Source organism: uncultured Gemmiger sp. (genome assembly GCF_934561205.1).
Classification (GTDB): domain Bacteria; phylum Bacillota; class Clostridia; order Oscillospirales; family Ruminococcaceae; genus Gemmiger.
In genome coordinates this window covers 22933-48388 of the sequence record NZ_CAKTFU010000007.1, presented here as the reverse complement: position 1 = coordinate 48388, position 25456 = coordinate 22933, and the positions used below count along the sequence as shown (strand labels likewise).

At 60.1% G+C, this 25456-nt stretch carries 25 protein-coding genes and 1 tRNA gene; 17 read left to right on the top strand and 9 right to left on the bottom strand.

Annotated features, from left to right (window positions below):
* The first annotated feature begins 4 nt into the window (after nucleotides 1-4).
* The 3 genes from Q0I19_RS06205 to Q0I19_RS06195 all read left to right on the top strand — a co-directional run bounded on the left by Q0I19_RS06205 (nucleotide 5) and on the right by Q0I19_RS06195 (nucleotide 4670).
* Nucleotides 5-781, top strand: a complete 777-nt coding sequence (locus tag Q0I19_RS06205; RefSeq protein ID WP_294758299.1) for an ABC transporter ATP-binding protein — start codon at nucleotides 5-7, stop codon at nucleotides 779-781.
* A 6-nt stretch (nucleotides 782-787) separates the two neighbouring features.
* Nucleotides 788-2638, top strand: a complete 1851-nt coding sequence (locus Q0I19_RS06200) for a glycosyltransferase family 2 protein (RefSeq protein ID WP_294758298.1) — start codon at nucleotides 788-790, stop codon at nucleotides 2636-2638.
* 199 nt (nucleotides 2639-2837) lie between these two features.
* Nucleotides 2838-4670, top strand: coding sequence for a glycosyltransferase family 2 protein (locus Q0I19_RS06195; protein ID WP_294758297.1), 1833 nt, complete (start codon nucleotides 2838-2840; stop codon nucleotides 4668-4670).
* Between the two features lie 51 nt (nucleotides 4671-4721).
* Here Q0I19_RS06195 and upp read toward each other — a convergent pair whose 3' ends face one another.
* The 4 genes from upp to tsaE form a co-directional block, all read right to left on the bottom strand.
* Nucleotides 4722-5351, bottom strand: coding sequence for a uracil phosphoribosyltransferase (upp, locus tag Q0I19_RS06190; RefSeq protein WP_294758296.1), 630 nt, complete (start codon nucleotides 5349-5351; stop codon nucleotides 4722-4724).
* A gap of 71 nt (nucleotides 5352-5422) precedes the next feature.
* Nucleotides 5423-5875: a ribose 5-phosphate isomerase B gene (gene rpiB / locus Q0I19_RS06185; RefSeq protein WP_294758295.1), complete on the bottom strand. Its 453-nt coding sequence runs from the start codon at nucleotides 5873-5875 to the stop codon at nucleotides 5423-5425.
* A 2-nt stretch (nucleotides 5876-5877) separates the two neighbouring features.
* Nucleotides 5878-6579 (bottom strand): tRNA (adenosine(37)-N6)-threonylcarbamoyltransferase complex dimerization subunit type 1 TsaB, encoded by a 702-nt coding sequence (tsaB, locus tag Q0I19_RS06180; RefSeq protein WP_294758294.1) that lies wholly within the window; start codon nucleotides 6577-6579, stop codon nucleotides 5878-5880.
* A 39-nt stretch (nucleotides 6580-6618) separates the two neighbouring features.
* Nucleotides 6619-7032 (bottom strand): tRNA (adenosine(37)-N6)-threonylcarbamoyltransferase complex ATPase subunit type 1 TsaE, encoded by a 414-nt coding sequence (tsaE, locus tag Q0I19_RS06175; RefSeq protein WP_294758293.1) that lies wholly within the window; start codon nucleotides 7030-7032, stop codon nucleotides 6619-6621.
* A 337-nt stretch (nucleotides 7033-7369) separates the two neighbouring features.
* On the opposite strand from tsaE, the gene Q0I19_RS06170 reads away from it, so the two are divergent.
* On the top strand, nucleotides 7370-8533 hold the full coding sequence (locus tag Q0I19_RS06170; protein ID WP_294758292.1) for an FtsW/RodA/SpoVE family cell cycle protein: 1164 nt from the start codon (nucleotides 7370-7372) through the stop codon (nucleotides 8531-8533).
* A gap of 41 nt (nucleotides 8534-8574) precedes the next feature.
* Here Q0I19_RS06170 and Q0I19_RS06165 read toward each other — a convergent pair whose 3' ends face one another.
* Nucleotides 8575-8772 (bottom strand): DUF378 domain-containing protein, encoded by a 198-nt coding sequence (locus Q0I19_RS06165; RefSeq protein ID WP_294758290.1) that lies wholly within the window; start codon nucleotides 8770-8772, stop codon nucleotides 8575-8577.
* 149 nt (nucleotides 8773-8921) lie between these two features.
* Between Q0I19_RS06165 and Q0I19_RS06160 the strand changes: the two genes are divergently transcribed.
* Nucleotides 8922-9479, top strand: coding sequence for a 5-formyltetrahydrofolate cyclo-ligase (locus tag Q0I19_RS06160; protein ID WP_294758288.1), 558 nt, complete (start codon nucleotides 8922-8924; stop codon nucleotides 9477-9479).
* Nucleotides 9476-10153, top strand: coding sequence for a hypothetical protein (locus tag Q0I19_RS06155; RefSeq protein ID WP_294758287.1), 678 nt, complete (start codon nucleotides 9476-9478; stop codon nucleotides 10151-10153). The genes Q0I19_RS06160 and Q0I19_RS06155 overlap by 4 nt, the downstream gene beginning before the upstream one ends.
* Before the next feature lie 67 nt (nucleotides 10154-10220).
* Here Q0I19_RS06155 and Q0I19_RS06150 read toward each other — a convergent pair whose 3' ends face one another.
* From Q0I19_RS06150 to Q0I19_RS06135, 4 genes are all read right to left on the bottom strand, one after another.
* Nucleotides 10221-11657 carry a HAMP domain-containing sensor histidine kinase gene (locus Q0I19_RS06150; protein ID WP_294758285.1) on the bottom strand — a complete coding sequence of 479 codons (1437 nt, stop codon included), beginning with the start codon at nucleotides 11655-11657 and terminating at the stop codon, nucleotides 10221-10223.
* Nucleotides 11654-12343, bottom strand: a complete 690-nt coding sequence (locus Q0I19_RS06145) for a response regulator transcription factor (protein ID WP_294758283.1) — start codon at nucleotides 12341-12343, stop codon at nucleotides 11654-11656. The genes Q0I19_RS06150 and Q0I19_RS06145 overlap by 4 nt, the downstream gene beginning before the upstream one ends.
* A 144-nt stretch (nucleotides 12344-12487) precedes the next feature.
* Nucleotides 12488-13462: an ATP-binding protein gene (locus Q0I19_RS06140; protein ID WP_294758282.1), complete on the bottom strand. Its 975-nt coding sequence runs from the start codon at nucleotides 13460-13462 to the stop codon at nucleotides 12488-12490.
* A 3-nt stretch (nucleotides 13463-13465) separates the two neighbouring features.
* On the bottom strand, nucleotides 13466-14365 hold the full coding sequence (locus Q0I19_RS06135; protein WP_294758281.1) for a DnaD domain protein: 900 nt from the start codon (nucleotides 14363-14365) through the stop codon (nucleotides 13466-13468).
* A gap of 350 nt (nucleotides 14366-14715) precedes the next feature.
* Between Q0I19_RS06135 and Q0I19_RS06130 the strand changes: the two genes are divergently transcribed.
* The 11 genes from Q0I19_RS06130 (at nucleotide 14716) to Q0I19_RS06080 (ending at nucleotide 25447) form a co-directional block, all read left to right on the top strand.
* Nucleotides 14716-15354 carry an orotate phosphoribosyltransferase gene (locus Q0I19_RS06130; protein WP_294758280.1) on the top strand — a complete coding sequence of 213 codons (639 nt, stop codon included), beginning with the start codon at nucleotides 14716-14718 and terminating at the stop codon, nucleotides 15352-15354.
* Nucleotides 15355-15428: 74 nt separating this feature from the next.
* A tRNA-Gly gene (locus Q0I19_RS06125) sits at nucleotides 15429-15500 on the top strand.
* A 452-nt stretch (nucleotides 15501-15952) separates the two neighbouring features.
* Nucleotides 15953-16501 carry a 16S rRNA (guanine(966)-N(2))-methyltransferase RsmD gene (gene rsmD / locus Q0I19_RS06120; protein ID WP_294758279.1) on the top strand — a complete coding sequence of 183 codons (549 nt, stop codon included), beginning with the start codon at nucleotides 15953-15955 and terminating at the stop codon, nucleotides 16499-16501.
* The gene (locus tag Q0I19_RS06115) at nucleotides 16498-16974 is read left to right on the top strand and encodes an HrpE/YscL family type III secretion apparatus protein (RefSeq protein ID WP_294758277.1); all 477 of its coding nucleotides are present in this window, start codon (nucleotides 16498-16500) and stop codon (nucleotides 16972-16974) included. Before rsmD ends, Q0I19_RS06115 begins: the two co-directional genes overlap by 4 nt.
* A 251-nt stretch (nucleotides 16975-17225) precedes the next feature.
* A complete protein-coding gene (mraZ, locus tag Q0I19_RS06110) occupies nucleotides 17226-17642 on the top strand; it encodes a division/cell wall cluster transcriptional repressor MraZ (protein WP_294758276.1) in 417 nt (138 codons plus the stop codon).
* A gap of 31 nt (nucleotides 17643-17673) precedes the next feature.
* Nucleotides 17674-18597 carry a 16S rRNA (cytosine(1402)-N(4))-methyltransferase RsmH gene (gene rsmH, locus Q0I19_RS06105; RefSeq protein ID WP_294758275.1) on the top strand — a complete coding sequence of 308 codons (924 nt, stop codon included), beginning with the start codon at nucleotides 17674-17676 and terminating at the stop codon, nucleotides 18595-18597.
* A gap of 25 nt (nucleotides 18598-18622) precedes the next feature.
* Nucleotides 18623-19096 carry a cell division protein FtsL gene (locus tag Q0I19_RS06100; RefSeq protein WP_294758273.1) on the top strand — a complete coding sequence of 158 codons (474 nt, stop codon included), beginning with the start codon at nucleotides 18623-18625 and terminating at the stop codon, nucleotides 19094-19096.
* A 100-nt stretch (nucleotides 19097-19196) separates the two neighbouring features.
* The gene (locus Q0I19_RS06095; RefSeq protein ID WP_294758271.1) at nucleotides 19197-21629 is read left to right on the top strand and encodes a penicillin-binding transpeptidase domain-containing protein; all 2433 of its coding nucleotides are present in this window, start codon (nucleotides 19197-19199) and stop codon (nucleotides 21627-21629) included.
* Nucleotides 21630-21652: 23 nt separating this feature from the next.
* Nucleotides 21653-23014, top strand: coding sequence for a UDP-N-acetylmuramoyl-tripeptide--D-alanyl-D-alanine ligase (gene murF / locus Q0I19_RS06090; protein WP_294758269.1), 1362 nt, complete (start codon nucleotides 21653-21655; stop codon nucleotides 23012-23014).
* 51 nt (nucleotides 23015-23065) lie between these two features.
* Nucleotides 23066-24079 (top strand): phospho-N-acetylmuramoyl-pentapeptide-transferase, encoded by a 1014-nt coding sequence (gene mraY / locus Q0I19_RS06085; protein WP_294758267.1) that lies wholly within the window; start codon nucleotides 23066-23068, stop codon nucleotides 24077-24079.
* Nucleotides 24080-24124: 45 nt separating this feature from the next.
* Nucleotides 24125-25447 (top strand): FtsW/RodA/SpoVE family cell cycle protein, encoded by a 1323-nt coding sequence (locus Q0I19_RS06080; protein ID WP_294758265.1) that lies wholly within the window; start codon nucleotides 24125-24127, stop codon nucleotides 25445-25447.
* The last annotated feature ends 9 nt before the right edge of the window (nucleotides 25448-25456 follow it).

Genomic DNA, 25456 nt, shown 5'->3' with positions numbered 1-25456 from the left:
AAAAATGGCAGATGTAAAACCGATTATTTCCATTGACCATGTTTCGATGCGCTTTAACCTTGCAAAGGAACGCCACGAAAGCCTGAAGGAATATTTCGTGGCACTGCTGCACGGCGGCATCCGTTTTGACGAGTTTTTCGCCCTGGACGATGTCACCTTTGACATTATGCCCGGCGATTTTTACGGCCTGATCGGTCTGAACGGCAGCGGAAAAAGCACGCTGCTAAAAGTAATTTCCGGCGTGTACAAGCCCAGCGCGGGCAAGGTGACCGTCAACGGCACCATCGCCCCGCTGATCGAGCTGGGCGCGGGCTTTGACATGGACCTGACCGCGCGTGAAAATATCTACCTCAACGGCACCGTGCTGGGCTACACCCCCAAGTACATCGACTCCAAGTTTGATGACATCGTGGAATTCAGCGAATTGCAGGATTTCCTCGATGTACCGCTGAAAAACTATTCCTCCGGTATGGTGGCGCGCCTGGCGTTTGCCGTCGCCACTATGACAAAACCGGATATCCTGATTGCGGACGAGATTCTGTCCGTGGGTGATTTTCTGTTTCAGGAAAAGTGCGAAAAGCGCATGGCAGAGCTGCTTTCTGGCGGCACAACGGTCATTCTGGTCAGCCATTCCATCGACCAGATCGAGCGTATGTGCAACAAGGTCGCCTGGCTTGACCATGGTCATCTGCGCCGTCTCGGCCCCACCGCCGAGGTAACCAAGGAATACCGCCATTTTGAGAAAAAGGACGCCATGCCGGCAAAAAAGAGCGAGGAGTAATCTGCTATGGGCAACAACCAAGCATCCGGGCGGGACAGCCTGGGCAAGATGGCCCGCCGTCTGGCCGACCCGTCACACCTGGGGGCTGTCGTGGGCCGCACCGTAAAGACCCTGCGTGAGCAGGGGGGCGAGCAGATGTGGCGCGACGTGCGCTTTCGCGTGGGGCTGGCGATGCACAAGGATTTTTGGCAGCACTACGCCGATATTCCCCTCAAGCGTGAATTGAAAGCCCAGCGCGCCGAAAACCTGCAGGGGCCTGTAATCAGCATTGTTGTGCCACTTTTTAACACACCTGCGCGGTATTTTAAGCAGATGACCGGCAGCGTGCTGCAACAGACCTACACCAACTGGCAGCTGGTGCTGGTGGACGCCGGCGATGCCGCCCATGCGCAGTGTTCCGCCAAGGCGGCGGCGCTGGCACAAAAGGACGCCCGCATTGTCTACCGCAAGGTTGAAAACGCCGGCATTGCCGCCAACACCACCAAAGGGTTCGAGGCCGCCACGGGCGAGTATCTGACCCTGCTGGACCACGACGACGTGCTGTACCCCAACGCCCTGTATGACGTTGTAAAGGCTATACAAAGCACGGGCGCGGATTTTGTATACAGTGACGAAATTGTCCTCTCGGACAACTTCAAGGAGCTGGGCGGTTACCACTTTAAGCCCGACTACGCGCCCGATTACCTGCGCGGGGTCAACTATATTACCCATCTCGCTGTGTTCAGCCGCAAACTGCTGAACGCTGCGGGCGCGTATGAGGACCCGAATTTTGACGGCGCACAGGATCACGACCTGATTCTGCGCCTGACCGAAAAAGCAACAAAAATCTATCACATCAAGAAGTGTCTGTACGTCTGGCGCGCCGCCGCCGGTTCCACCGCCCAAACCATGGACGCCAAGCCCTACGCGGTTGCGGCAGGGGAGCGCGCCATCAACGCGCACCTGCAGCGCATCGGGCTGCAGGGCGAAGCCCACGCCATTCCCGGCGCACCGGGCGCGTTCCAGCTGCACTATGAGCTGACGGGGCACCCGCTGATCACGGTTATGATCCCCAACAAGGACCACACGGACGACCTGGACCGCTGTCTGACGAGCCTGTATAAAAATGCGGGCTACGACAATTTTGAGGTGCTGGTCATCGAGAATAACTCCACCGACCCCGAAACCGAACGTTACTACGCGCAAATTCCGCAGAAATTTGCCAACTGCCGCGTGGTGCGGTATCAGGGCGGGTTCAATTTCTCGGCCATCAACAACTTTGGCGCACAGTTTGCCAACGGCGAACAGCTGCTGCTGCTGAACAATGATATCGAGATCACCTCACAGGATTTCCTGCGGGAGATGCTCAGCTACAGCCAGCGTCCCGACGTGGGCGCGGTGGGCGCCAAGCTCATCTACCCCGACAACGAGATCCAGCACGCGGGCGTTGTTATGGGCATCAACGGCAGCGCGGGTCACAGCCATAAGGGCCACCCCGCCGATGCCGTGGGCGACATGTACCGCCTTGTCACCACACAGGATTTCATGGCCGTGACAGGTGCCTGCCTGATGACGAAAACAGCGCTCTACCGTGAAATGGGCGGTCTGGACGAAGAAAAGTTCGCGGTGGCGTACAACGATGTGGACTACTGCCTGAAGCTGTGGCAAAAGGGTCTTTTGAACGTCTACACCCCCCTGGCGCAGGCCATCCATTACGAAAGCCGCAGCCGCGGGCTGGACACCCTGAGCGAAAACGCCAAGCGCTACGAGCGCGAAAAAGCCAATTTCTACGAGAAATATCAACCGTATATCGACAATTACGACCCCTATTACAACCCCCATTTCACCAACAAGGTCGAAAATTTCGGCCTGCGGTAAAAACGATAAACCTGCGTTGCAACGCATAAAACTGTTGCGCCGTAGGGGCGGGGCAAGCCCCGCCCGCAGCTTTACGGCAATACTGATTTTACGGGTCGGTCTGTAGGGGCGGCATATATGCCGCCCGGCAACTACCCCGACAAGGCAACCCATCGGGTGAATAAACGTGGGAAAATGATTGCTTTTATGAGGAGCTGCTATGAGTCAAAAATCCAAACGAATCAAGGAGCTGTTCGGCTACGCCTGCACCCTCACGCGGGAGCAGGGCGTGGGTGCCATGGCATCTCGCGCGGCGGGCTTTTTTAAGCGGCGGTTCCTGGGCAAAAAGGCGCGCTACCTGCCAAGCAAGGAAACCCTGCAAGCCCAGCGGCAGGACGCGGCGTCGCAAAATTTTCCTACTGTCAGTATCCTGACACCGTTGTTCAACACGCCGGAAAACTTCCTGCGCCAATATATCGAAAGCGTCATCGGGCAGACCGCCCCCAACTGGCAGCTTGTGCTGGTGGACGCCAGCAATGCCGACCACGCCAAGGTGGCGGAGATCGTGCGGGAATACGCCGCCAACGAACCGCGCATCGTCTACGCCAAAATCGAAAATCAGGGCATTTCCGCCAACACCAACGCCGCCGCCAAGCTGGCGGCAGGCCCCTACCTTGCGCTGGCGGACCACGACGATATGCTGGCTCCCCACGCTGTGTACTGTGCGGGCAAACTGCTGGCCGAAACCGATGCCGACTTTGTGTACAGCGACGAGGCCCTGTTTGAAAAATCCCCCGAACGCCCCAAGGTCGGGCACTTCAAGCCCGACTACGCGCCCGAATACCTGATGGCCGTCAACTACATCTGCCACCTGGCAGTGTTCAAAAAGGAACTGTTTGAGGCTGTGGGCGGTGAGCGCGCAGCGTGCGACGGCGCACAGGATCACGACCTGTTTTTGCGTATCATCGACGAAATGCAGCGCCGCGACCCCGCCGCCAAGCCCCTGCATATCCCGCAGGTGCTGTATTACTGGCGGGTACACGCGGCGTCCACCAGCAGCGGCACGGGCGCCAAGCCCTATGTGGTCAAGGCGGCGCAAAAGGCCGTGGCCGACCACCTGGCCGCGACAGGCCGCCGCGGCACCGTGGAGGAGGGCAAGTTCCCCGGCACCTGCCACGTCAACTGGCAGATTGACGAGCCGCAGCCGCTGGTGTCCATTCTGATCCCCAACAAGGATCACATCGACGATTTGGAAAAGTGCCTGCACAGCCTGTACGCAAAAACCACCTACGAAAACTTTGAGGTGCTGGTCATCGAGAATAACTCCGCCGACCGTGCCACCTTTGCCTACTACAAAAACCTGCCCGAACGGTACGAAAACGCCCGCGTGGTGACCTACAACGGCGGGTTTAACTTCTCGGCCATCAACAACTTTGGGCGCAGGTACGCCCACGGGCAGTATCTGCTGCTGCTGAATAACGATGTCGAGGTCATCAACGGCGACTGGCTTACCCAGATGGTGGGCGAGTGCAGCCAGCCCGGCGTGGGCATCTGCGGCGCGATGCTGTACTACCCCGACGACACCGTGCAGCACGCCGGTGTGGTCACGGGGCTGGGCGGCTACGCCGGGCACAGCCACAAGTTCCATAAGCGGGGCGGCAGCGGGTATATGTTCCGGCTGGCCACCGTGCAGGATTACTCCGCCGTGACGGCGGCCTGCCTGCTGGTGCGCACCGCCGTGTACGATGCCGTTCACGGCTTGGACGAAGCGTTCACCGTTGCCTTCAACGATGTGGATTTCTGCCTGCGGGTGCGCGATGCCGGTTGGCGCATCGTCTGGACGCCGTATGCGGAGCTGTACCATTATGAGAGCAAATCCCGCGGCTCGGACGAGAAGGACGCTACCAAAAAAGCACGCTTTGACGCCGAACATGACCGCCTGTACGCTGTGCACGGCAAGGAAAATATCCTGCACGACCCCTATTACAGCCCGTCGCTTTCCAAAGATTACGAAGATTTCCGCGAAAGCGCCGACCTGCGCAACCTAAAATAATGCAAAAAGGCGTATGCCCCAAGGGGCATACGCCTTTTGTTATAACCCAAATTACTTCGTGCCGAAGATACGGTCGCCGGCATCGCCCAGACCGGGGATGATGTAGCCGTTGTCGTTCAGGCGCTCGTCCAGCGCGGCAACGTAGATGTCCACATCGGGGTGGGCCTCATGCAGGGCCTTCAGACCCTCCGGTGCGGCGATCAGGCCGATGAACTTGATGTGCTTGGCGCCGCGTGCCTTGATCTGGCCGATGGCGTCGGAAGCAGAGCCGCCGGTGGCCAGCATCGGGTCCAGAACAAAGACTTCACGCTCGTTGATGTCGTTGGGCAGTTTGCAGTAGTATTCAACAGGCTCCAGAGTCTCCTCGTTGCGGTACATGCCAATGTGGCCGACCTTGGCGGCGGGGATCAGGCTCAGCATACCGTCGACCATGCCCAGACCGGCGCGCAGGATGGGAACCAGTGCCAGCTTACGGCCGGCCAGAACCTTGGTGCGGGCCAGCGCCACGGGGGTCTCGACCTCGACCTCCTCGGTGGGCAGGTCGCGGGTGGCCTCGTAGCACAGCAGCATGGCGATCTCGCTTACCAGATCGCGGAACTCCTTGGTGCCGGTGTTGCGGTCACGCAGCAGGCTGATTTTGTGCTGGATCAGGGGATGATCGACGATTTCGACAACGCTCATAATACAATCTCCTTCAAATTAAGAAATACATTATTGGTCAGCCTGTCGCTACAGGCAGAGAAACAGGGAAATCAGCGGTTTTCCAGCGCCATCATCTTGTCGATGCGGTTCTGGTGGCGGCCGCCCTCGAACTCGGCGTTCAGGAAGGCGTCCACGATCTGCAAAGCCAGACCCGCACCCACCACGCGGCCGCCCAGGCACAGGCAGTTGGCGTTGTTGTGGCGGCGGGTAAACTCGGCGCTGAAGGTATCACTGCAGCAGCAGGCGCGGATGCCCTTGATCTTGTTGGCGCACATCGACATGCCCACGCCGGTGCCGCAGCACAGGATGGTCAGGGCGCAGCGGCCGTCCACAACGGCATCGCAGCCCTTGGCGGCGTAGTCGGGGTAGTCCACGCTGGCGGTGGAATCGGTGCCGAAATCCACAAAGGCGATGCCCTGCTCGGTCAGGTGGGCCTTGATGGCTTCTTTCAGTTCATAGCCGCCGTGGTCGGCAGCCAGTGCGATAGGCTTATCAAATTGCATGGTCAAATTCCTTCCTGTTGTTTTACGCGCTCTGCGCGTTCCCGCTCGGCTTGGCTCAAGCGATGGTAGTCCGGCAAAAGCCGGGCAGGGGGTACACATTGGCCTTCATCGGCCAGGGCTTTGGCAGCCAGCGCCGCACCGGCACCCCGCAGCACCTGCAATGCAGGGGGGCAGGGGACAACGCCGTTCTGCTGCCCATAGGTATTGTAACACAAGTACGCGCCGTCGCCAACAAAAAACAAAGGTTTTTTACAGGTTTTGACAAAATTTTCTAACTCGGTCACGGGGGCGGCGGCGTCGGGGGTCAGGCGGGTGTGGTCGGCAAGGTCAAAGCCGGCCCAGTAGACCTGGCCGCGGCGGGCGTCCTGCGCGGCGATCACCGTGCCCTCGCCGTTCATGCCGTAGGCCAGCGCCGCCATGGTGGAAACCCCCACGCAGGGGATCTGGCGCGGCTGCGCCAGCCCCTTGATGACCGAAAGCCCGATGCGCAGCCCCGTAAAGCTGCCTGGCCCGTTGGTGGCACCCAGCACGTCCAGGTCGTCCACCGTCAGGCCGCAGGCGCGCAGCGCGGTGTCGATCATCGGCAGCAGGGTTTCGCTGTGGGTCAGGCCGTTGTTGCATTGGGCTTCGTACAGCAGGGTATCGTCCCGCATGACCGCCACGGCACAGGATTTGCCGGCGGTATCGACAGCCAAAAGATTCATAAGCTCACCTTAAATTATACAAAATGTAAAATAATACGATCAGTCAATCGTGATGCGGCGGGTGTTTTCGTCCAGCCGCTCAATGTGAATGTGTATGGGGTGCTCCAATGCCAGCAGCTCGGCACAGTTTTCGCTCCACTCGCAGGCGACAACAGCGCCCATATCCAGATAGTCGTAGAACCCGGCGGCGGCCAGATCCCCCTCGGTATGGATGCGGTAAAGGTCAAAGTGTGCCATCGGGCGTGCACCGCGGTAGTAATTCACAATGGCAAACGTCGGGCTGGAAACAGGGTCGGTACAGCCCAGCCCTTCGGCCAGACCCTGGCAAAAGGCGGTCTTGCCCGCGCCCAGGCCCCCCGTAAACGCCAGCAAGGCACCGGCGGGCAGGGTTTTGGCGTACTGCCTGGCAAAGTCTACGGTTTCCTGCCGGGAATGGGTAATGATCTGCTGCATAGCTGCATACTCCTTTGCTTGAGGCAACACCGCACAATTCCCGCCTCACGGCTTAAGCACCGCTCCGGCGGCTGCGGCACGGCATCTGCTTTGCCAAAATGCTCGATAATACACAAAGTATTGTCTGCGCTTTTGGCTTAGCAGCTGCCGCACCTCGCTCGCCGTATCGGCACTTAGAATTATGCGGTATTGCCTATACGCCGCGTCCCGTTTACAGACACACGGTAATAATAGTATTATACTACAAAGTTCGCGTTTTGTAAAATTTAATTTATGTAGTGGAAAATTCCGCGCCCATACAGTATAATAGAGTACAGACAGAGGGGAGGCGTATGCCGTGTATAGGCTGATTCGGCGGTATCTGCGCCGCGTGGACGCAGGGTATCTGGCGCTGTGCGCGGTGTGCAGCGCCCTGAGCATTCTGGTGCTGATGTCCATCGGGCAGACGCAGCTTGGCTCCAACAACAAGGCATCGGTGCAGCTGCTGTCAGCCTTGTTCGGGCTGCTGCTGGCCGTGGTGTTCTCCACGGTGGACTACCGTGCCCTGGCTCATGCGTGGCCGCTGCATTGCGCGGTTTCGTGGGGGTTTGTGCTGCCTACGCTGTTTTTGCACAATTTCCATGCCGGGTTTGTGACCATCGGCTACGATGCGGGCGGCACGTCCAATTACAGCTGGTATCGCGTGGGCGGCATGACCTTTCAGCCCGCCGAGCTGGCAAAAATCAGTTTTATCCTGACCTTTGCGCTGCATCTGAGCCGTGTGCGGGACAAGATCAACCGCCCCGCAATGCTGCTGCTTTTGCTGGTGCACCTGCTGGCCCCGGCTGCGGCCATTCACCTGCAGGGCGACGACGGCACCGCGCTGGTGTTTTTGGGCGTGGGGCTGGTCATGCTGTATGCGGGCGGGCTGTCGCACTGGCTGGTGGGCGGCGGGCTGGCAGCGGGGTGTGCGGGGGTCGGTGCCCTGCTGGCGATACGTCCCGGCATCTTAAAGGGCTACCAGTTCAAGCGAATTCTGGCAGTGCTGACGCCCGACGACCCCGCGCTGGCGGACATTGCCTACCAGCAAAATAAGGGGGCAATGGCCATCGGCACAGGCGGGCTGACGGGGCAGGGACTGTTTGACGGCGAGCACATCTTTGTGCCCAACGCGTGGAACGATTTCATCTTTGCCTACACCGCCAACGTGCTGGGCTTTTTGGGCGCGGCGGCGGTGCTGGCGCTGCTGGTGGCCATCTGCCTGCGCACCCTGAACACAGCCCGCGGCGCCTCGGACGCGCTGGGGTGCAGCATCTGCGTGGGGATTTTTGCGGCGCTGTTTTTGCAGACGGTCATCAATTTGGGGATGAACCTGCAGGTGCTGCCCGTCATCGGCGTGACGCTGCCGTTTTTCTCGGCAGGCGGTTCCAGCGCCCTGATGATGTACCTGTGCGTCGGCATTGTGCTGAGCGTGCGCGCCCACAGCCGCACCGACCGGACCCTTGGGGAAGAAATTTTGTAGCCGTAATAAGTAGGCGGGCAGTTCCGACTGCCCGCCTTTGTTTAGTCATCCTTGCAGCAAAGCTCAAAAAGCAGGTATAGGCCCGCCGCACCTACCACGATAAACACCGCGCGGGACAGCCAACTCAGGCTGCCGCCCAGCAGCCAGCCGATGGCATTGAACCCGAAAATGCCGTAGATGCCCCAGTTGATGCTGCCGATGACGGACAGCAAAAGCATACATTTTTTGAAAGTTTTCATCTGCATACTCCTCCTTGCAGGCAGTATGGCAGCTGCGGCAGGAAAATATGCACTTTTTTGCGACGGGGTGTAACACACCGCAGAATTTCCCGTCTTGTATATTGACGGGGAATATGGTATGATACCTTGCAAACAAGGAGGTACTGCCCATGACCAAACAGGAAGCCCGCCGCTTTGCGGCGCAGCAGCGCGCCGTGCTGGATATGCACGGCATCGGGGCCGATATGGCCCGCATACTGTTCGCCCTGCCCGTGTGGCAGCGCGCCGACACCGTGCTGTGCTTTGCCGCCCTGCCGGACGAGCCGGACACCTCCACCATTCTGCACCGCGCCTTGGCGGAGGGCAAGCGCCTGCTGCTGCCGCGCGTTGTCTCCAAAACCGAGATGGACTGGGTGCACATTACGTCACTGTCGCAGTTGGTTGCGGGGCATTTCGGCATTGCCGAGCCGCCCGCCGCCCTGCCCGCCGTTGACCCTGCCACCCTGCCGGGTGCAGCGCTTGCGCTGGTGCCCTGCATGGCTGCCGGGCAAAACGGCACACGGCTGGGACGCGGCGGCGGGTATTACGACCGCTTTTTGGCACACTATACAGGGGAAAAGCTGCTGCTTTGCCCCGCTGCGCTGGTTATGCCGATGCCCCCGCAGGACCCCTGGGATGTACCGTTTTCCCCGCAAGAGATCTTGACCGAGAAAGGATTGCTACCATGAAAAAGATGATGACCGCCGCCGCCCTGGCTGCCGCCCTGCTGTTGACTGCCTGCGGCAATGCCGCATCCTCCTCTGCGGCAGAACCGACCCCCACCCCCGACAGCGAGCCGGCCACTTCCGCCCCCGCCGAGGATATTGACGGGGAGTTCGGCGTGGACGAGGAGATGCCCGAGCCGGACGCCGAACTGAAGGAAATCGTCGACAAGATGACTGCTGTCTACGACGTCGGGCTGATGATGGTGGAAACCGTGGCCGTTGACCTGAACGACGAAACCTGGTACACCTACCAGACGGGGCTGACCCCCGAACAGGCCGCCCTTGTGGACGCGGCTGTCCTGACCGAGCCGAGCATCGGCAGCCAGCCGTACAGCATGGTGCTGCTGCGCGTTAAAAATGCCGAGGACGCCCAAACCATCGCGGATGCCGTGCTGAACGGCGTGAATATGCACAAGTGGGTCTGTGTGGCCGCCGACCACGCCCGCGTGGTGACCTTTGGCGATAAGGTGCTGTTCGTTATGGCAGAGGACGATCTGGTGGATGTGGATGATGTCATCGAAAGCGCCGCCACCGCCCTGAATGTCAGCTTTGACTACGACGCCTCCCGCGAGGAAGAACTGGACGACGATGACCTGCCCCCCGAGCTGCTGATGGACCAGCCCGCCGTGGCAGACTGATAAAAACAGGCAAAAACAAAACCGTATGGAAAAACAATTCCATACGGTTTATTTTTGTTGCTCTAAATTACGGATGCGCCGGCAGGGTAAACACAAACCGGCACCATTGACCTTCCTCGCTCTCGGCGTGAATCTCGCCGCCCGAAAGGTTGATCAAAATTTTGCAGATATGCAGCCCCAGGCCGCTGCCGCGCGTGTTCATCCCGCGGGAGCGATCTTCTTTATAAAAGCGCTCGAACACAAAGGGCAGCGCCTCGGCGGCAATGCCCGCGCCGGTGTTCTCGATGCACACCTCCACCATGTCGCCCCGACGCTGGGCCGAGAAGGTGATAACGCCCTTTTCGGGGGTGAACTTGATGGCATTGTCCACGATATTATAGACGACCTGATGTACAAAATCTGGGTCGGCGTAGATGGGCAGCGGGTCGCCCCCCAAGCCCTGAATATCGATTTTGCCGTCCTCGATGCGCTGCTCGTCCGCAAGCACCACGTCGGTGATGGTCTGCCACACGTCGTAGGTCTTGGCGTGAATGGGCACCTCGCCCGCCTCCAGCTTGGTGATGTCCAGCATATTCTGCACAAGGCGCGCCAAACGCCCCGTCTCCTGCGAGACGATGGCGAGATACCGCTGGTTTTCCTCCGGCGGGATGGTGCCGTCCAGCATACCGTCGATAAAGCCCTTGATGGTGGTCATGGGGGTGCGAAGCTCGTGGGCAATGTTGCCCATAAACTGCCCGCGCGAGTTGTCGATGGTTTGCAGCCGCGCCGCCATATTGTTAAAGGTCGTGGCAAAGTCGGCAAGCTCTACGCAGCCGTCCACGGGGGCACGGGCGGTAAAATCGCCGCTGCCCAGCCGGCGGGCCGCCACGCTGATGTTTTCGATGGGGGTGGTGATGCGCTTGGCCAGCAGCATGCACAGCAAGCTGCACAGCAGCAAAATGGCCGCCGCCGAAATGCCGAACATGATCAGCATATCTTTTATGTACAAAAACAGCCCGCGCATGGGGGTGGCGGCAAACAGATAGCCGTCGTACCCGCCCATGCTGATCAGCCGCCCGGCGGTATAGTACCGCTGGGTGTACACGCCGCCCATCTTGCCCGTGTCAAACAGGTCGCTGCCGGGGCCGATGCCCTGCAGCAGTTCGGCGGGGATACTCTGCCCCGTCAAATCGGCACAGCTGGTGTGCAGCAAAATGTTGCCGTTTTTGTCGGCAATGTAAACCAGCGCGCCCGACGCCGTGTTGAACAGCTCAAAGCCGTTTTGCGCGCTTTCCAACATGGTATCGTCAGAAAACGGCCGCGTCACAATGGAGCCTTCGTCCGCAAAGCGGTTGCTCAGGGCGGTGGCGCCGTCCAGCACGGCGCTCAGGGCGGCATGGCGCTCGCTGACAAAATACGCCGCCGACAGCGCGGTCTGGATCACGCACATAAACGCCAGCCCCAGCACCAACACGGTGGCAATGGTCGAAAGCAGCTCGCGGCTTATCGTGTTGCGGCGGCTCATTCCTTGACCTCAAACTTGTAGCCGACGCCCCAGACGGTTTTCAGGCTCCACTTGTCGGAGGCACCCTCCAGCTTTTCGCGCAGACGCTTGACGTGCACGTCAATGGTGCGGGAGTCGCCGTAATACTCAAAGCCCCACACCTCGTCCAGCAGCTGGTCACGGGTGTACACGCGGTTGGGGTGCCCGGCCAGGCAGGCCAGCAGCTCCAGCTCCTTGGGCGGGGCCTCCACCACCTTGCCCTTGACCTTCAGCTCATAGCGGCTCATATCCAGATGCAGGTTGTCGAAATCATACACGCCCTTGCTGCCTTCGTCCTTGGCGGCGGTGCGGCGCAGCACGGCCTTGATGCGGGCGGTGACCTCCTTGGCGTCAAAGGGCTTGACGATGTAGTCATCGGCGCCCAGCTCCAGACCCAGCACCTTGTCGTAGGTCTCACCCTTGGCGGTCAGCATAATGATGGGGGTGTTGCTCTTGGCGCGCAGCTTGCGGCAGGCCTCCCAGCCGTCCATCACAGGCATCATAACGTCCAGCAGGACCAAGTCGGGGTGCAGCTTATCAAACTCGGTCAGGGCGGCGGCGCCGTCGTGCGCCATCGTCACGTTGTAGCCTTCCTTGACCAGATACAGGCGCAGCAGCTCGCAGATGTTCTTGTCGTCATCCACGACCAGAATTTTTTCGTTAGCCATACTCTCAATTTCCTCCCTGTTGTGGGCAAAACCCACCATACTTATCTTATTATACCGCATAAATATGAAAAGAAAAAGAACAGATTCACGTTTTTGTGTTAAAAATATAGGCAGCACAGGGCAAAACCCGCGCTGCCTATAAATTTATTTCGTTTTGTTGCCCGGCAGCCGCTGGTCGGTGCCGAAAAACTTGAACATCCGGCAGTTGCCCATAATGCGGCTGGCGACCTTTTCGGTATAGCGTGCGGTGAACACAGCCTGATCGGTGATGTTGGTGGTGTATATGGTGGGGCGCTGGGTCAGCATACGGGTGTTGATCAGCTCATACAAAATGCTGATGGTCAGCGGGCTGATGTACTCGGTGCCCAGGTCGTCCAGAATCAGCAGGTCAGCCTCCTGGCAGGCGGTCAGCCACTCGTCCCCGCCGTCAAAGTCAAAGTGCTCGCGTCCCAGGTGGGCGGCCAGCGCGGCGGAGCTGGTGTACAAAACGTCGTGACCGTTTTCCAGCACGGCGTCGGCGATGGCCAGCGCCAGATGGGTCTTGCCCAGGCCGCTGCTTCCCATAAACAGCAGGTTTTTGCTGTCGGAACGGAACTGTGCAGCGTAGTTTTTGCAGAAATCCAGCAGCTTTTGCATGTAGACACGCGGCGGGATGCCCAACTCCGGCTCCACAGCCTCACTGTAACGGGTGACCTCAAAGCTGTCAAAGCGGCAAAGTCCCAGCGGGCTGGCGTCGTTGATCTCCTCGCGGCGCAGGCGGCGGGCGGTCTCGGCCACACAGCGGCAGGTCTTGCCGCCCTGCATACCGGTGTCGCCGCAAACGGGGCAGGTAAAGGCGGGAGCAAAGGCGTCCTCGCCGAAACCGGCATCCCTGTAGGCGCGGGCCAGGGCGGCGTCTGCATCGGCCAGGGCGGCCTGTGCAGCGGCCATATTGCCGCCCAGGGCGGCAGCCTTGGCAAGCCCCAGACCGGCGCGCATGTGGGCGTCATCGGCGGTGGCCAGCTCCGGGTGGGCGGCAAACGCGGCACGGCGGGCGGTATCGGCCAGCATTACGGCGTGCTGGCGGCGGGCAGCGATTTCCCGCTGAGCCGCTCGGAAAAGTTCATCTTTGGTGCGCATGGGTTAGCCCTCCTCGTCAAAAACAGCCGCCCAATCGCGGTTGAACAGGTCTTTCTGCGCGGCGGCGGGGGTTGCTGCCGGGCGCGCGGTGGTCAAAATGTTGCTGCCGTTCAGCTGGCCCTGCCCGCGCGCGGCGGCCACGGTGGTGATGCCCTGTGCGCGCCAGGACCGCAAAATGCCGTCCACATAGCGCACGGACAGCTTGTCCCCGGCGCGCAGGATCGCCTCGCCGATCAACTCGGCCGAGGCACCCCATTCCTCATGCCAGCGGGCGATGGCCTTGCGCTCCCACGCGGTCAGCTTGTCGGACGCGGTGCCGAACTGCGCGGCGTCGTCGTCGCACCATTCCTCGCGCTGCTTGACCTTGCGCAGGTAGCGCTCGGCGTCCTCGCCGGTTTCCACGCCGTCCGCCCGCCAGCGGGTCAATTCGCGCACCACGGCGGCCACGGTGCCGTGCTTGCGGCGGGCCTGCTCGGCACAGCAAAGCAGGATCACATCGGGCTGCCAGCCGTCCTCGGTGTACAGGGCAACCAGCCGCAGCAGCTCGCTGCGGCTCAGCGCCTTGCCCAGCGCCGTCTGCGATTCCTCGCACAATACGGAAATATACGGGTCATTCAGGCCGGCCAGGTCGATTTTTTTAGGTGCCTCGGCGGCGGGGGCGGCAGCGGTGCCGCGCTCTTTTTCCAAAAGACCAGCCCCTGACCAGTATTGCAGTGCCCGGCGGGCTGCCTCCACACTGGGCAGACCCAGCGCCCGCGCCATGGTGTGGGGGTCAGTGTCGCCGGTCTGCAAAATATACAGCGCGGCGCGCATTGTGTTGCCGTCGGTCTGGGTCAGGCGCGCCAGCACCAGTTGCGGCACGGCTACCGTGTCACCGTGCAATTCTGCCAGTTTGTATGCCATGCGCAAACCTCCCCAATTTACAAATTTTACTTAGACAACACCGCACAATTCCCGCCTTACGGCTTAAGCACCGCTCCGGCGGCTGCGGCACGGCATCTGCGTTGCCAAAATGCTCGCCAATACACAAAGTATTGCCTGCGCTTTTGGCTTAGCATCTGCCGCCCCTCGCTCGCCGTATCGGCACTTAGAATTATGCGGAATTGTCTCATTATACCATATCCCAAATCAAAGTGCAAAGGGGCAGAAAAAAGTTACCAAAAATAAGGCTGCGATTTTGGTGAATGCGTTCGTTGCAATATTTATACAAAGTTTGTACAATAGTACATATACATTGTAAGGAGGGAACCCCCATGGCCATGAATCTTGTAAAACTTCCCACCGGCAATCCCAACCTGCTGCTGCGTGTCAGCAAAGGTCACTACGCAACCAGTCACAGCCACATCAACTATTATATTGATGTGACCCTCAGTAAGTTCCGCCTGTCCGAGGCCCGTGCCGTGGCGGCCGAGCTTGTCAGCGAGTACAAATCCACCACGATCATTGACACGATCCTCTGCCTGGACGGCACCGAGGTCATCGGTGCCTGCATGGCCAGCGAGCTGACCAAGGACGGCTTTACCAACATGAACGCCCACCAGACCATCTATGTTGTCACGCCGGAGCATACCACCGGCAGCCAGCTTTTGTTCCGCGAAAATACCGCTCCCATGATCAAAGGCAAGCACGTTCTGGTGCTGGCGGCGTCCGTTACCACCGGTTACACCGTGCAGGGTGCGGTGGAGGCCATCCGCTACTACGGCGGCGAGCCTGCCGGTATTGCGGCCATCTTCGCCACCGAAACCGAGTGCGCCGGTTACCCCGTGCGCAGCATTTTTGACCCCAACGACCTGCCCGATTACCGCAGCTACGACGCCCACAACTGCCCCTGGTGCAAGGAGGGCAAAAAGATCGATGCGCTGGTAAACAGCTTTGGCTATTCCAGCATCTGACGAAAAAATTATGAGTGACCCCGCCGAAAAGCCTTGACAAAACGACCCCCATGAACGTATAATAAGTACGTTGTGCGGCTGTCGTACAACGGCTAGTACATCAGCCTTCCAAGCTGAGGACGTGGGTTCGACTCCCATCAGCCGCTTAAAAACCAAGCCCCCGAACCGTGTCCCGGTTCGGGGGCTTGATTTTTAATTGCGGTGATGAGGAGTCGAACAGCCCGACCACCCGCAAGCGGGAACCAACACCCCGGTGGGGTGTTGGCAGACTGTCGAAAAACCTTCTTTGCCTTTATGCAGCATTTGCAACCTAACGGTTGGTTTGTAGGGAACGGTCTTGACCGTTCCGTGCCGCCTTGCCAAAAGCGCGGCGTAACGAGAAAACCGCGCGCCGTTCGGCGCGATTTTATGCGCTGCGCGCAGCCAGCGGTGCGGATGGGTCAAGACCCATCCCTACATTACTACCCGACAAAGGGCTTTTTTGACAAACTGAAATACTCCATTTATTTTACACCTTCCACCCCTTGACAATGGGGGAGGGAGGTATCATAATTATATTGATATTCTTTAACCAACCCACAGAAACGAGGTACAGCCCATGCGCGTCATCGCAGGTACAGCCCGCGGCAAAAATTTGCAGGCACTTCCCGGCGAGGAAGTTACCCGCCCCACCATCGACCGTGTCAAGGAGGCCATGTTTTCCAGCGTGCAGTTTCTGGTGCCCGGTGCGCGGGTGCTGGATCTGTTTGCCGGCAGCGGCCAACTGGGCATTGAGGCGCTGTCCCGCGGGGCAAAAAGCTGTGTCTTTGTAGATCAAAACGCAAGTGCACTGGCTGTTGTTGCCGCCAACTGCAAGACGGCGGGCGTGGAGCGCGCTGCCGATATCCGCAGCGGCGAGGCCCTGCGCTTTTTGGCCAACATCCGCGGCCCGTTTGACATCGTATTGCTCGACCCGCCGTACAGGCACAATACTTTGGCGGCGGTGCTGCCCGCGCTGGAGAGCAAGGTAGCCCCCGGCGGCGTGGTGCTTTGCGAGAGCGAGCGCGAGGCCGACCTGCCGGAGACCGTGGGCAGCCTGACGCGCACCAAACAATATATTTACGGCAAGATCATGGTCAGCCGCTATGAGAAAGAGGAACAGGTATGAACGTAGAAGAATTGCTGGATATGATGGAGGAGACCCTGGATGCAGGTTCGGCTGTGCCGTTTGCCTCTGCCAAGCGCGTGGTGGACGTCGACCGTATGCGTGATATCATTGACGAGGTGCGCAACAACATGCCCGACGAAGTGCGGGAAAGCAAAAAAATCGTCAACGACCGCGAACAAATCGTAAAAAATGCCCGCATCGAGGCCGAGGGCATCATCCAGCAGGCCGAGGAGCGCGCCCGCACACTGGTCAGTGAGCAGGAAATCGTCAAGCGCAGCCAGCAGCGCGCCGTGGAGATTTTGACCGCCGCGCAGACCCAGGCCAAGGAGCTGAGCCGAAACGCCACCGTCTACTGCGAAAGCATCCTGAAAAACTCGGAGGAGGCGCTGGCCCGCAGCGTGTCGGAAATCAAAAATACCCGCATGAACCTGCGCAACGCCGCCGCCCGCAACCCCCGCAGCCAGGGCCGCTAAAGCTGTCGCTCCCAAAAATATGTGAAATTTCAAGCCCACAGCAGATTTTTTCTGTTGTGGGCTTGCTTTTTGTATCGGCAGATGGTAGACTAAATGTACTAGGTGGGTAAAAAGGGGTAATTCACCCATGGTTTTGGGTAAATGTGGGTAGTTATCCACACTTTCCACCGAGTTTTCCACAGCGATAACGCAGCAACGTCAAAAACAAGAACGAATTCTTGTGCAATCTGTCAAAAGGGGAGGGGAACCGCGTGCTGGTTGGTCAATACGATTACGCCATCGATGCCAAGGGCCGCCTGAATTTCCCTGCCCGTTTCCGTGACACGATGGGCGAGACCTTTATTGTGGCGCGATGGCTGGACAACTGCCTGGCCGCTTTCCCTGCCGATGAATTTGAAAAGGTTGCGGCCAAGATCGAGGAAAAAGGTCTTGTAAAGGGGCGCAAGGTCAGCCGTATGCTGTATGCCTCGGCTGTGGAGGTCACGCCCGACAAGCAGGGCCGCATCCAGCTGCCCGCCAAGCTGCGCGAGTACGCGGGGCTGGACCACGATGTGACCATCATCGGAAACCGCAGCTTTGCCGAAATCTGGAACACCGCCGCCTGGAACGCAAACCAGGCCGACAGTGACGAGGATTTTACCGCCGAAATGGAAGAACTGGACTTCTGAGTTAAGTCTTGATATATAAAGGGATTTGGTTATGGAATTTTCCCACATTCCCGTCCTGCTGCAGCCCTGCCTGGACGGCTTGAACATTGACCCCACGGGTGTCTATCTGGACGGCACGGCGGGGGGCGCAGGGCACAGCAAAGAAATTGCAAAACGCCTCACGACCGGCCGGTTGATCTCGTTGGATCAGGACCCGGATGCGGTGGCAGTTGCCACCGAAAGGCTAAAGGGCCTGCCGGCGCAGGTGGTGCAGGTAAACTTCCGCGAGGCGGCGCGTGTCCTGGCGGAACTGGACATCCCGGCGGTCAACGGGGCCTTGCTGGACTTGGGCGTTTCCAGCCATCAGCTGGACGATGCGGAGCGCGGTTTTTCCTACCATGCCGACGCCCCGCTGGATATGCGCATGAGTCAGCAGGGCCCTACCGCCGCGGATCTGGTCAATACCCTCAGCCGTGAGGAGCTGACCCGCATCCTGCGCGACTACGGCGAGGAACCGTATGCCTGGCAGATCGCCGGCAAGATCGTCGCCGTGCGCGAGACAGCCCCCATTGAAACCACCCTGCAGCTGGCTGACATTGTGGCAAGCGCCGTGCCCCCGGCCGAGCGCCGCAAGGCCAAAAACCCCGCGCGCCGCACCTTCCAGGCTGTGCGCATTGCGGTCAACTCGGAGCTGGACGCCCTCAACGAAGGGCTGGACGCCATCTTCAACTGCCTGGCCCCCGGCGGTCGGCTGTGCGTTATTACCTTCCACAGCCTGGAGGACCGCCTCGTCAAAAACAAATTCCGCCATTGGGCGCTGCGCTGCACCTGCCCGCCGGAACAACCGGTGTGCACCTGCGGCGGCGTACCCAAGGCCAAACTTATCACCCGCAAGCCCATAGAAGCCAACGCCGAAGAATTGGAGCAGAACCGCCGTGCGCGGAGCGCCAAGCTGCGCGTGTTGGAAAAGGTGTAAGGCTTGCGCATAGAAAGGCACCCTTATGACAACTGTACTTCTGCATGACCAGGCGGCCGAAAGACTGGATCGCCCGCAGCCCAGCGTGCGCGTTGTGCGCGGCGGCAAAACCGGCCTGCGCAAGGCCGGGCATCTTTTGGCCAATACCCTGCGCGTGTTGGCGGCCGCCCTGCTGCTGGGGCTGATCGTCAGCGTGGTATACAGCCAGGCTAAACTGACCGAGCTGAATGGCCAGATCAACAGCGCCCGCGCCGAACTGACCGCCGCCTGCAGCGAGTACGATTATCTTTCCACCAAAATGGGGGAGATTACCTCCCGCAGCAGCCTGCAGGAGGTTGCCGAGGGTCGGCTGGGGCTGGTTCGCCTGGACGCAAGCCAGATCACCTATGTCCGGCTTGAGGAGGACAGCGTCATTGAAAAAACCGGCGACAGCGCCACCCGCTTTTTGGCAAAGGTACGCACCGCCGCGCTCAGCCTGTGGGGCAGCCTGAACCCGTAACGACAACAAAACACCGTAGCTGCGAGCCTTTTTGCCATGCGGCATTGCCGCGTTGTGCAAGAAGGCTCGCAGCCGCAATAGGCAAAAAAGGAATCCGCTTATGGCACAATCTTCAAACAAGGCAGACCGCCGCAAACAGGATATTCACATGCGTCTGCGCACGCTGGTGGCCACGGCGTTGTTTCTGATTTTCGGCTTCGGTGTGCTGATCTACCAGCTGTACGCCCTGCAGCTGCGCGATGCCGAGCTGTACCGCACCGAGGCTGTGGCCCAGCAGCTCAAGGACACCGTGCTGCCCGCCGCGCGCGGCTCCATTTTAAGCGCCAACGGCAAGGTGCTGGCCAAATCCAACACCGTGTGGAACATCATCTGCGACCCGTCGTCCTCCGTCAAGGCGGGGGCGACCGACGCCCAGCTGCAAACCGCCGCCGAGGAGATCGCCAACCTTTTGAACGACGGCACCACCGCCGAGGCCGTGTACAGCGTACTGACCGCCACAAACGACGCGGGCGAGCCGTACCAGTACCGCGTGGTTGCCAAGGGCGTGGAAAAGCCCGTGGCCGATGCGATCCTTGCCTATGCGGACGAATACCGTATCCCCGCCGAAAATGAAAACGCCACGGGGGCGCGCATTGTCTACCTGCGCACCGAGCAGACCAGTGTGCGCAGCTACCCCTACGGCGAATTTCTGGCATCGGTGCTGGGGTTCTGCAATGCCGACGGCGAGGGTTCCTACGGGCTGGAAAAATCCTACGAGGAAACGTTGGCGGGTACGCCCGGACGCAGCATTGCCGAAACCAACCGCGACGGCGAGGTGCTGGACGAGTCTGCCGCCAAGGTCTATGACGCTGTGGACGGCAACGACCTTGTGCTGACGATTGACGAAAACGTGCAGTCCATCGTGGAAAAATATCTGGACGAGGCCATGGACACCTATCAGGTGCACGGCCGCGGCTGTGCCATTGTGATGAACGTCAAGACCGGCGCGGTGCTGGCCATGGCCACCACCCAGCAGTTTGACCCCAACCAGCCGTATGTGATCTCCGACGAGAAAATGCAGTCGATCCTCGACGCCGAATCGCTCACCGCCGACGACATCGAGTGGCTGCAGAGCCGCCTGGGCGAAAAGCAGGTGGCCGACATTGTGGCGGACGGCCTCATCAGCCGCGAGACCACGCAGGACGAGGACGGCAACACCGTCAGCAGCGAGTACACCCGGCTGCAGGGTATGCTGCGCGAGTCCCAGTGGAAGAATAAGAACATCACCGAGCTGTATATCCCCGGTTCGGTCTTTAAGCTGGTCACGGCAGCTGCCGGGCTGGATTCCGGCGTGATGACCGCCGGGCAGGAGTTTTACTGCGGCGGCGAGCTGACCGTCAACGAGGACTCGGAAAAATACAAGCACACCTACCACTGCGCCCTGGGCTACACCCACGGTTTGCAGGATATGGCGCAGGCGCTGAACAACAGCTGCAACATCTGGTTTATTCAGGCCGCGCAAACCCTGCAGCCCTCGACTTTTTACAATTATATCGAGGCGTTCGGCTTTACCAAACCCACCGGCATTGACCTGCCCAACGAAACCCGCTGGACCAGCGTCTACAATGCCGAGCAGATGGCCAACGTCGACACCAACCTGTACACGGCGGCCTTTGGCCAAAACGAGTCCATCACCCCGCTGCAGATGGCCACGGCCGTGGCGGCGGTCGCCAACGGCGGGTATCTGGTGACGCCCTATGTGGTGGATAAAATCACCGACAAGGCGGGCAACGTGGTCTCCCAGACCGAGACCGATATCCGCCGCCAGGTCATCTCCGAGGAAGTCAGCGCTCAGCTGCTTTCCATGATGGAGGAAACCGTCGGTCACGGCGAGGAAGGCCACTCCAACCGCAACGCCTATGTGGCGGGCTACCGCATCGGCGGCAAGTCCGGCACAGCCGAGCGTACCGACCGTTCGCTGCGCAGCGACGGCGACTACTACAAGCAGATGAGCTTTGCCGCCGTGCTGCCTGTGGACGACCCCGAAATTGAAGTGTTCGTCATGCTGGACGACCCGCGCTGGGTGCGCGACCTGGCGGGCCAGATCGTGGCCCCCATTGTGGGCAACATCATCAGCGAGGTCGCACCCTACCTGGGTCTGGAGCAAGACCCAAGCTACAACCCCACCGAGGAAGTCAAGGTGCACTACTGCCTGGAAAACACATGGACGGGCGCGCAGGTAGAGCTGAACAAGCAGGGCCTGCAGCACCGCCTGATCGGCGAAAACGGCACCATCGTCTACCAGTACCCCGTGGCAGGTGCCACCGTGCCCGCGGGCTCGACGGTGTATCTGTACACCCAGACCGACCAGGACAGCAAGACCACCGTGCCCGACGTTGTGGGCAGCAGCGGCACCTTTGCCGCCCAGATGCTGAAAAGCAGCAGCCTGAACGTCCGCCTTGTGGGCAGCGAGTCCGGCAAGGTGGTCAGCCAGGATGTGGCGGGCGGCAGCGAGGCTGCCTACGGCACCGTTGTGACCATCACCACCGAGTAAATTGCCAAAGGAGGCAACAAATCATGCAAACCATCCATGCCAATGAATTGCTGGCGGGGCTGACGCTGGCCGAGCCTGTGCCCGTTACCGCCGTTGTTACCGACAGCCGCAAGGTGCAGCCGGGCTGTGTCTTTGTCTGCTTTGCGGGCGAGCGAGTGGACGGCCACGACTTTGCCGCCGCCGCCTACCAAAACGGCGCGGCGTATATCATCGCCAACCACCCCGTGCCCGGTGTGCCCGAAAACCGCACCGTCCTTGTGCAGGACAGCGCCCTGGCCATGGTGCGCATGGCGTCCAACTACCGTATGCTGTTCAGCCCGCGTATGATCGGCGTCACCGGCAGCGTGGGCAAGACCACCACCAAGGAGTTTTGCTACGCAGTGCTGTCGGCCTTCGGCAACACCTTAAAGACCGAGGGCAACCAGAACAACGACATCGGCGTGCCCAACACGCTGTTCCGCCTGACCGCCGACACCGAGTACGCTGTGGTGGAAATGGGCATGGACCATGCGGGTGAGATTGAGCGCCTGACCCGCTGTGCCCGCCCCTCTGCCGCCATTATTACGCTGATCGGCGTGTCCCATCTGGAAAATCTCGGCACGCGGGAGAATATACTGAAAGCGAAGATGGAGATCTGCGCAGGGCTGCCCGACGGCGCGCCGCTGGTGCTGAACGCCGACGACGACCTGCTGCCCACCGCCAACGTGCCGCCGCGGCTGCGCGCCGTCTGGTTCGGCATCGACGCGCCCGAAGCCGATGTCCGCGCACTGGATATCACCACCGTGGCGGGCGGCACCCGCTTTACGCTGGCGGACGCCGAACACGGCCGCTTTGCTGTGAGCATCCCCACCGTGGGGCGGCACACCGTGTACGATGCGCTGGCCGCCTACACCGCCGCCACCCGCCTGGGGCTGGACGCTGCCAAGTGCGCCGCCGCACTCAGCCGTTACCAGACCACGGGTATGCGCCAGAATATTGTCGAAAAGAACGGCATCACCGTCATTGAGGACTGCTACAACGCCAGCCCCGACAGCATGAAGGCTGCCCTCTCGGTGTTGGGCGAACTGCCCAACCCCCGCAAAATTGCCCTGCTGGGCGATATGCTGGAGCTTGGCTCTGCCAGCGAGCAGGGCCACCGCGATGCGGGTGTCTGGGCAGGGGAGGCAGGCGTCGATTTACTGATTGCCTACGGCCCCCACAGCGCCGCCATGGCCGAGGCCGCCAAGGCAAAGGGTGTAACAACCGTGCATTGCCAAACCGAGCAGGAAGTGCTACAATGTTTACGGCAATCTGTGCACCCCGGTGACGCGCTGCTGGCCAAGGCCAGCCACGCCATGGGGCTGGAAACGCTTTTGCAGCGTTTCTATGCCGATGCCCAAAAATAACACAGGGGCGGGCAAGGTGCCCCGCGCTTTGTGAATTTGGAGGAATCCCTAGTGGAACAGACAGTTTCCCTGATGCTGGCGACCGCCGCCTTGTTCGGCTTTCTCGTCACCGCCGTTACCGGCTACTTTTTGATACCCGCCCTGCACAAGCTGCACTTCGGGCAGACCATCCGAGAGGAAGGCCCCACCTGGCACAGCAAGAAAAACGGCACCCCCACCATGGGCGGGCTGTGCTTTATCTTTGGCATTCTGGTCGCAGTCGGCGCGGCATGGCTGGGCTTTGCCCGCAAGGAGGCCGGTGTGTTCAGCGCAAGCCATCTGCACGCCATTTTGCTGGTGCTGTTCTTGGCGCTGGGCAGCGGATTGATCGGCTTTTTGGATGACTTTATCAAGGTCGCCAAGCACCGCAACCTGGGTCTTACGCCTGTGCAGAAAATCATTATGCAGGTCGTCGTCACAGGTGTGTTCATGCTGGGGCTGCGCGCCCTGGGGCTGATGTCCACCACGGTCATGTTTCCCGTGGCGGGCGCGGTGAATCTGGGCATTTTGTACTATCCCATCGCGTTTTTTGGCATTATCTTTTTGGTCAATGCCGTCAACCTGACCGACGGGTTGGACGGTCTTTGCACGGGCGTGACCTTTGTGTCGATGATCGGCTACCTGCTGGCGGGCAGCCTGCTGGGCTTTATCCATGTTTCGCTGCTGGCGGCAGCCGCCGCCGGGGCCTGCGTGGGCTTTCTGGTCTGGAATTTCTACCCCGCCAAGGTCTTTATGGGCGATACCGGCAGTATGTTCTTCGGCGGGTTGGTCACGGCGCTGGCCTTTGTGATGGACCGCCCCGAGCTGGTGCTGTTTTTCGGCATCGTTTACATCTGGGACGCCATGACCGTGGTGATCCAGCGTGCCTACTTCAAGGCCACCCACGGCAAGCGCATTTTCCGCATGACGCCCATCCACCACGCCTTTGAACTGCGCGGCTGGAACGAAGTCAAGATCGACGGCTTTTTTGCCCTGATCGGTGCCATCGGCGCGGCGCTGGGCCTTCTGTACATCTGCATCGTCTGACGCGGCGTAACCGCGTACATTCCCCCTGAAAGGAGCTGACAAGCCATGGAACCGCAAAACCAAAGCGCCCTCGCCCTGCTGTGGCAGATGCTCTGTCTGCTGGCAGACCGCACGGTGGGCAACATCCTGCGTATGCTGCTGCAAATTTCTCTGCCCAAAAAGGACCGCGGGCCGGTCTCCTGGGGCTTTGTCGCCACGCTGGCGGTCACGCTGGTGTTTGGGCTGGTCATGCTGTTTTCGGCCAGCTATTCCAGCGGATACAACAGCAAATACAAGGATATCTACCACTATATCGGTCCCCAGTTTATGATCGCCGTGGTGGGCTTTGTCGCCATGCTGGGCATTTCGCGCATCAACTACCGCGCCCTGCGCTACGGCAAAACGGCGCTGTATATCGTGACCATAATTCTGATGATCATCGCCGCGTTTTTCACCAAGGACGACACCAACGGCACCTACCGCTGGGCGTATGTGTTTGGTATTTCCATTCAGCCGTCGGAGCTGGCCAAATTCTCGGTCATGCTGTGCGCGGCGGATATCATCGACCGCAACCGCGATAAAAACACCACCTTTTACTATGGCCTGGTTCAGCCGGTTTTGCCCATTTTGCCCATTCTGGTGCTTATGTTCTTCCAAAAGCACAGCTCCGGCATGGCGCTGATGCTGCTGATTTTGGGCACCGTCATCTTTTGTTCGGGCACGGGTATGCGCTGGTGGCCGATGGCCATACCGACGGCGGGCTGCGCGGCGGCGGCGTATCTGTACTACCTGACCCAAACCAAAAAGGGCTACGAGTCGGTGCGTCTGGGCGCAGCCTTCGGCCTGACCCCCTCGAGCACCGCCGGTATGGGCTACCAGACGCGGCAGGGCATTTACGCCATTGCCAGCGGGCGGCTGTTCGGCGTGGGCATCGGCAACAGCGTGCAAAAGCACCAGTGGCTGCCCTACGCCGAAAACGACTTTATCTATGCCATCGTCTGCGAGGAACTGGGCTATATCGGCGCCGTGGCGGTCATTCTGCTGTTTGCGGCCTTGATCTTGCAGGGCATTTTTATTGCGCTGCGCTCGCCGGATTATTTCGGCACGCTGTTGGGCATCGGCATTATCTCGCAGATCGCGTGGCAGGTATTCTGGCATATCGGCGTCAACACGGCGCTTTTGCCCAACACCGGCATCGGTCTGCCGTTCTTTTCCTACGGCGGCACCAGTTTGCTGATACTGTTGGGTGAAATGGGCGTCCTGCTCAGTATATCGCGGGCCGGCAACGCCCGCGAGGCCGCGCGCCGCAAGCAGGAGCGCGCCGAAACCGAAAAGGTGCTGGGGCAGCGCCGCGTCTACCGCAAGCCTGCCGCCGGACATCAAGCTTAACGAGGTGTA

What these genes read in the sequence shown, in the direction of transcription:
- Q0I19_RS06080 (WP_294758265.1), top strand. Translation starts at nt 24,125, where the DNA reads ATGGAACCGCAAAACCAAAGCGCCCTCGCCCTGCTGTGGCAGATGCTC.
- Q0I19_RS06160 (WP_294758288.1), top strand. Translation starts at nt 8,922, where the DNA reads ATGACCAAACAGGAAGCCCGCCGCTTTGCGGCGCAGCAGCGCGCCGTG.
- upp (WP_294758296.1), bottom strand. Translation starts at nt 5,351, where the DNA reads ATGAGCGTTGTCGAAATCGTCGATCATCCCCTGATCCAGCACAAAATC.
- Q0I19_RS06150 (WP_294758285.1), bottom strand. Translation starts at nt 11,657, where the DNA reads ATGAGCCGCCGCAACACGATAAGCCGCGAGCTGCTTTCGACCATTGCC.
- Q0I19_RS06195 (WP_294758297.1), top strand. Translation starts at nt 2,838, where the DNA reads ATGAGTCAAAAATCCAAACGAATCAAGGAGCTGTTCGGCTACGCCTGC.
- rsmH (WP_294758275.1), top strand. Translation starts at nt 17,674, where the DNA reads ATGGAATTTTCCCACATTCCCGTCCTGCTGCAGCCCTGCCTGGACGGC.
- rsmD (WP_294758279.1), top strand. Translation starts at nt 15,953, where the DNA reads ATGCGCGTCATCGCAGGTACAGCCCGCGGCAAAAATTTGCAGGCACTT.
- Q0I19_RS06200 (WP_294758298.1), top strand. Translation starts at nt 788, where the DNA reads ATGGGCAACAACCAAGCATCCGGGCGGGACAGCCTGGGCAAGATGGCC.
- tsaB (WP_294758294.1), bottom strand. Translation starts at nt 6,579, where the DNA reads ATGAATCTTTTGGCTGTCGATACCGCCGGCAAATCCTGTGCCGTGGCG.
- Q0I19_RS06115 (WP_294758277.1), top strand. Translation starts at nt 16,498, where the DNA reads ATGAACGTAGAAGAATTGCTGGATATGATGGAGGAGACCCTGGATGCA.
- Q0I19_RS06165 (WP_294758290.1), bottom strand. Translation starts at nt 8,772, where the DNA reads ATGAAAACTTTCAAAAAATGTATGCTTTTGCTGTCCGTCATCGGCAGC.
- tsaE (WP_294758293.1), bottom strand. Translation starts at nt 7,032, where the DNA reads ATGCAGCAGATCATTACCCATTCCCGGCAGGAAACCGTAGACTTTGCC.
- murF (WP_294758269.1), top strand. Translation starts at nt 21,653, where the DNA reads ATGCAAACCATCCATGCCAATGAATTGCTGGCGGGGCTGACGCTGGCC.
- Q0I19_RS06135 (WP_294758281.1), bottom strand. Translation starts at nt 14,365, where the DNA reads ATGGCATACAAACTGGCAGAATTGCACGGTGACACGGTAGCCGTGCCG.
- Q0I19_RS06205 (WP_294758299.1), top strand. Translation starts at nt 5, where the DNA reads ATGGCAGATGTAAAACCGATTATTTCCATTGACCATGTTTCGATGCGC.
- Q0I19_RS06140 (WP_294758282.1), bottom strand. Translation starts at nt 13,462, where the DNA reads ATGCGCACCAAAGATGAACTTTTCCGAGCGGCTCAGCGGGAAATCGCT.
- Q0I19_RS06155 (WP_294758287.1), top strand. Translation starts at nt 9,476, where the DNA reads ATGAAAAAGATGATGACCGCCGCCGCCCTGGCTGCCGCCCTGCTGTTG.
- Q0I19_RS06145 (WP_294758283.1), bottom strand. Translation starts at nt 12,343, where the DNA reads ATGGCTAACGAAAAAATTCTGGTCGTGGATGACGACAAGAACATCTGC.
- Q0I19_RS06130 (WP_294758280.1), top strand. Translation starts at nt 14,716, where the DNA reads ATGGCCATGAATCTTGTAAAACTTCCCACCGGCAATCCCAACCTGCTG.
- Q0I19_RS06095 (WP_294758271.1), top strand. Translation starts at nt 19,197, where the DNA reads ATGGCACAATCTTCAAACAAGGCAGACCGCCGCAAACAGGATATTCAC.
- Q0I19_RS06100 (WP_294758273.1), top strand. Translation starts at nt 18,623, where the DNA reads ATGACAACTGTACTTCTGCATGACCAGGCGGCCGAAAGACTGGATCGC.
- rpiB (WP_294758295.1), bottom strand. Translation starts at nt 5,875, where the DNA reads ATGCAATTTGATAAGCCTATCGCACTGGCTGCCGACCACGGCGGCTAT.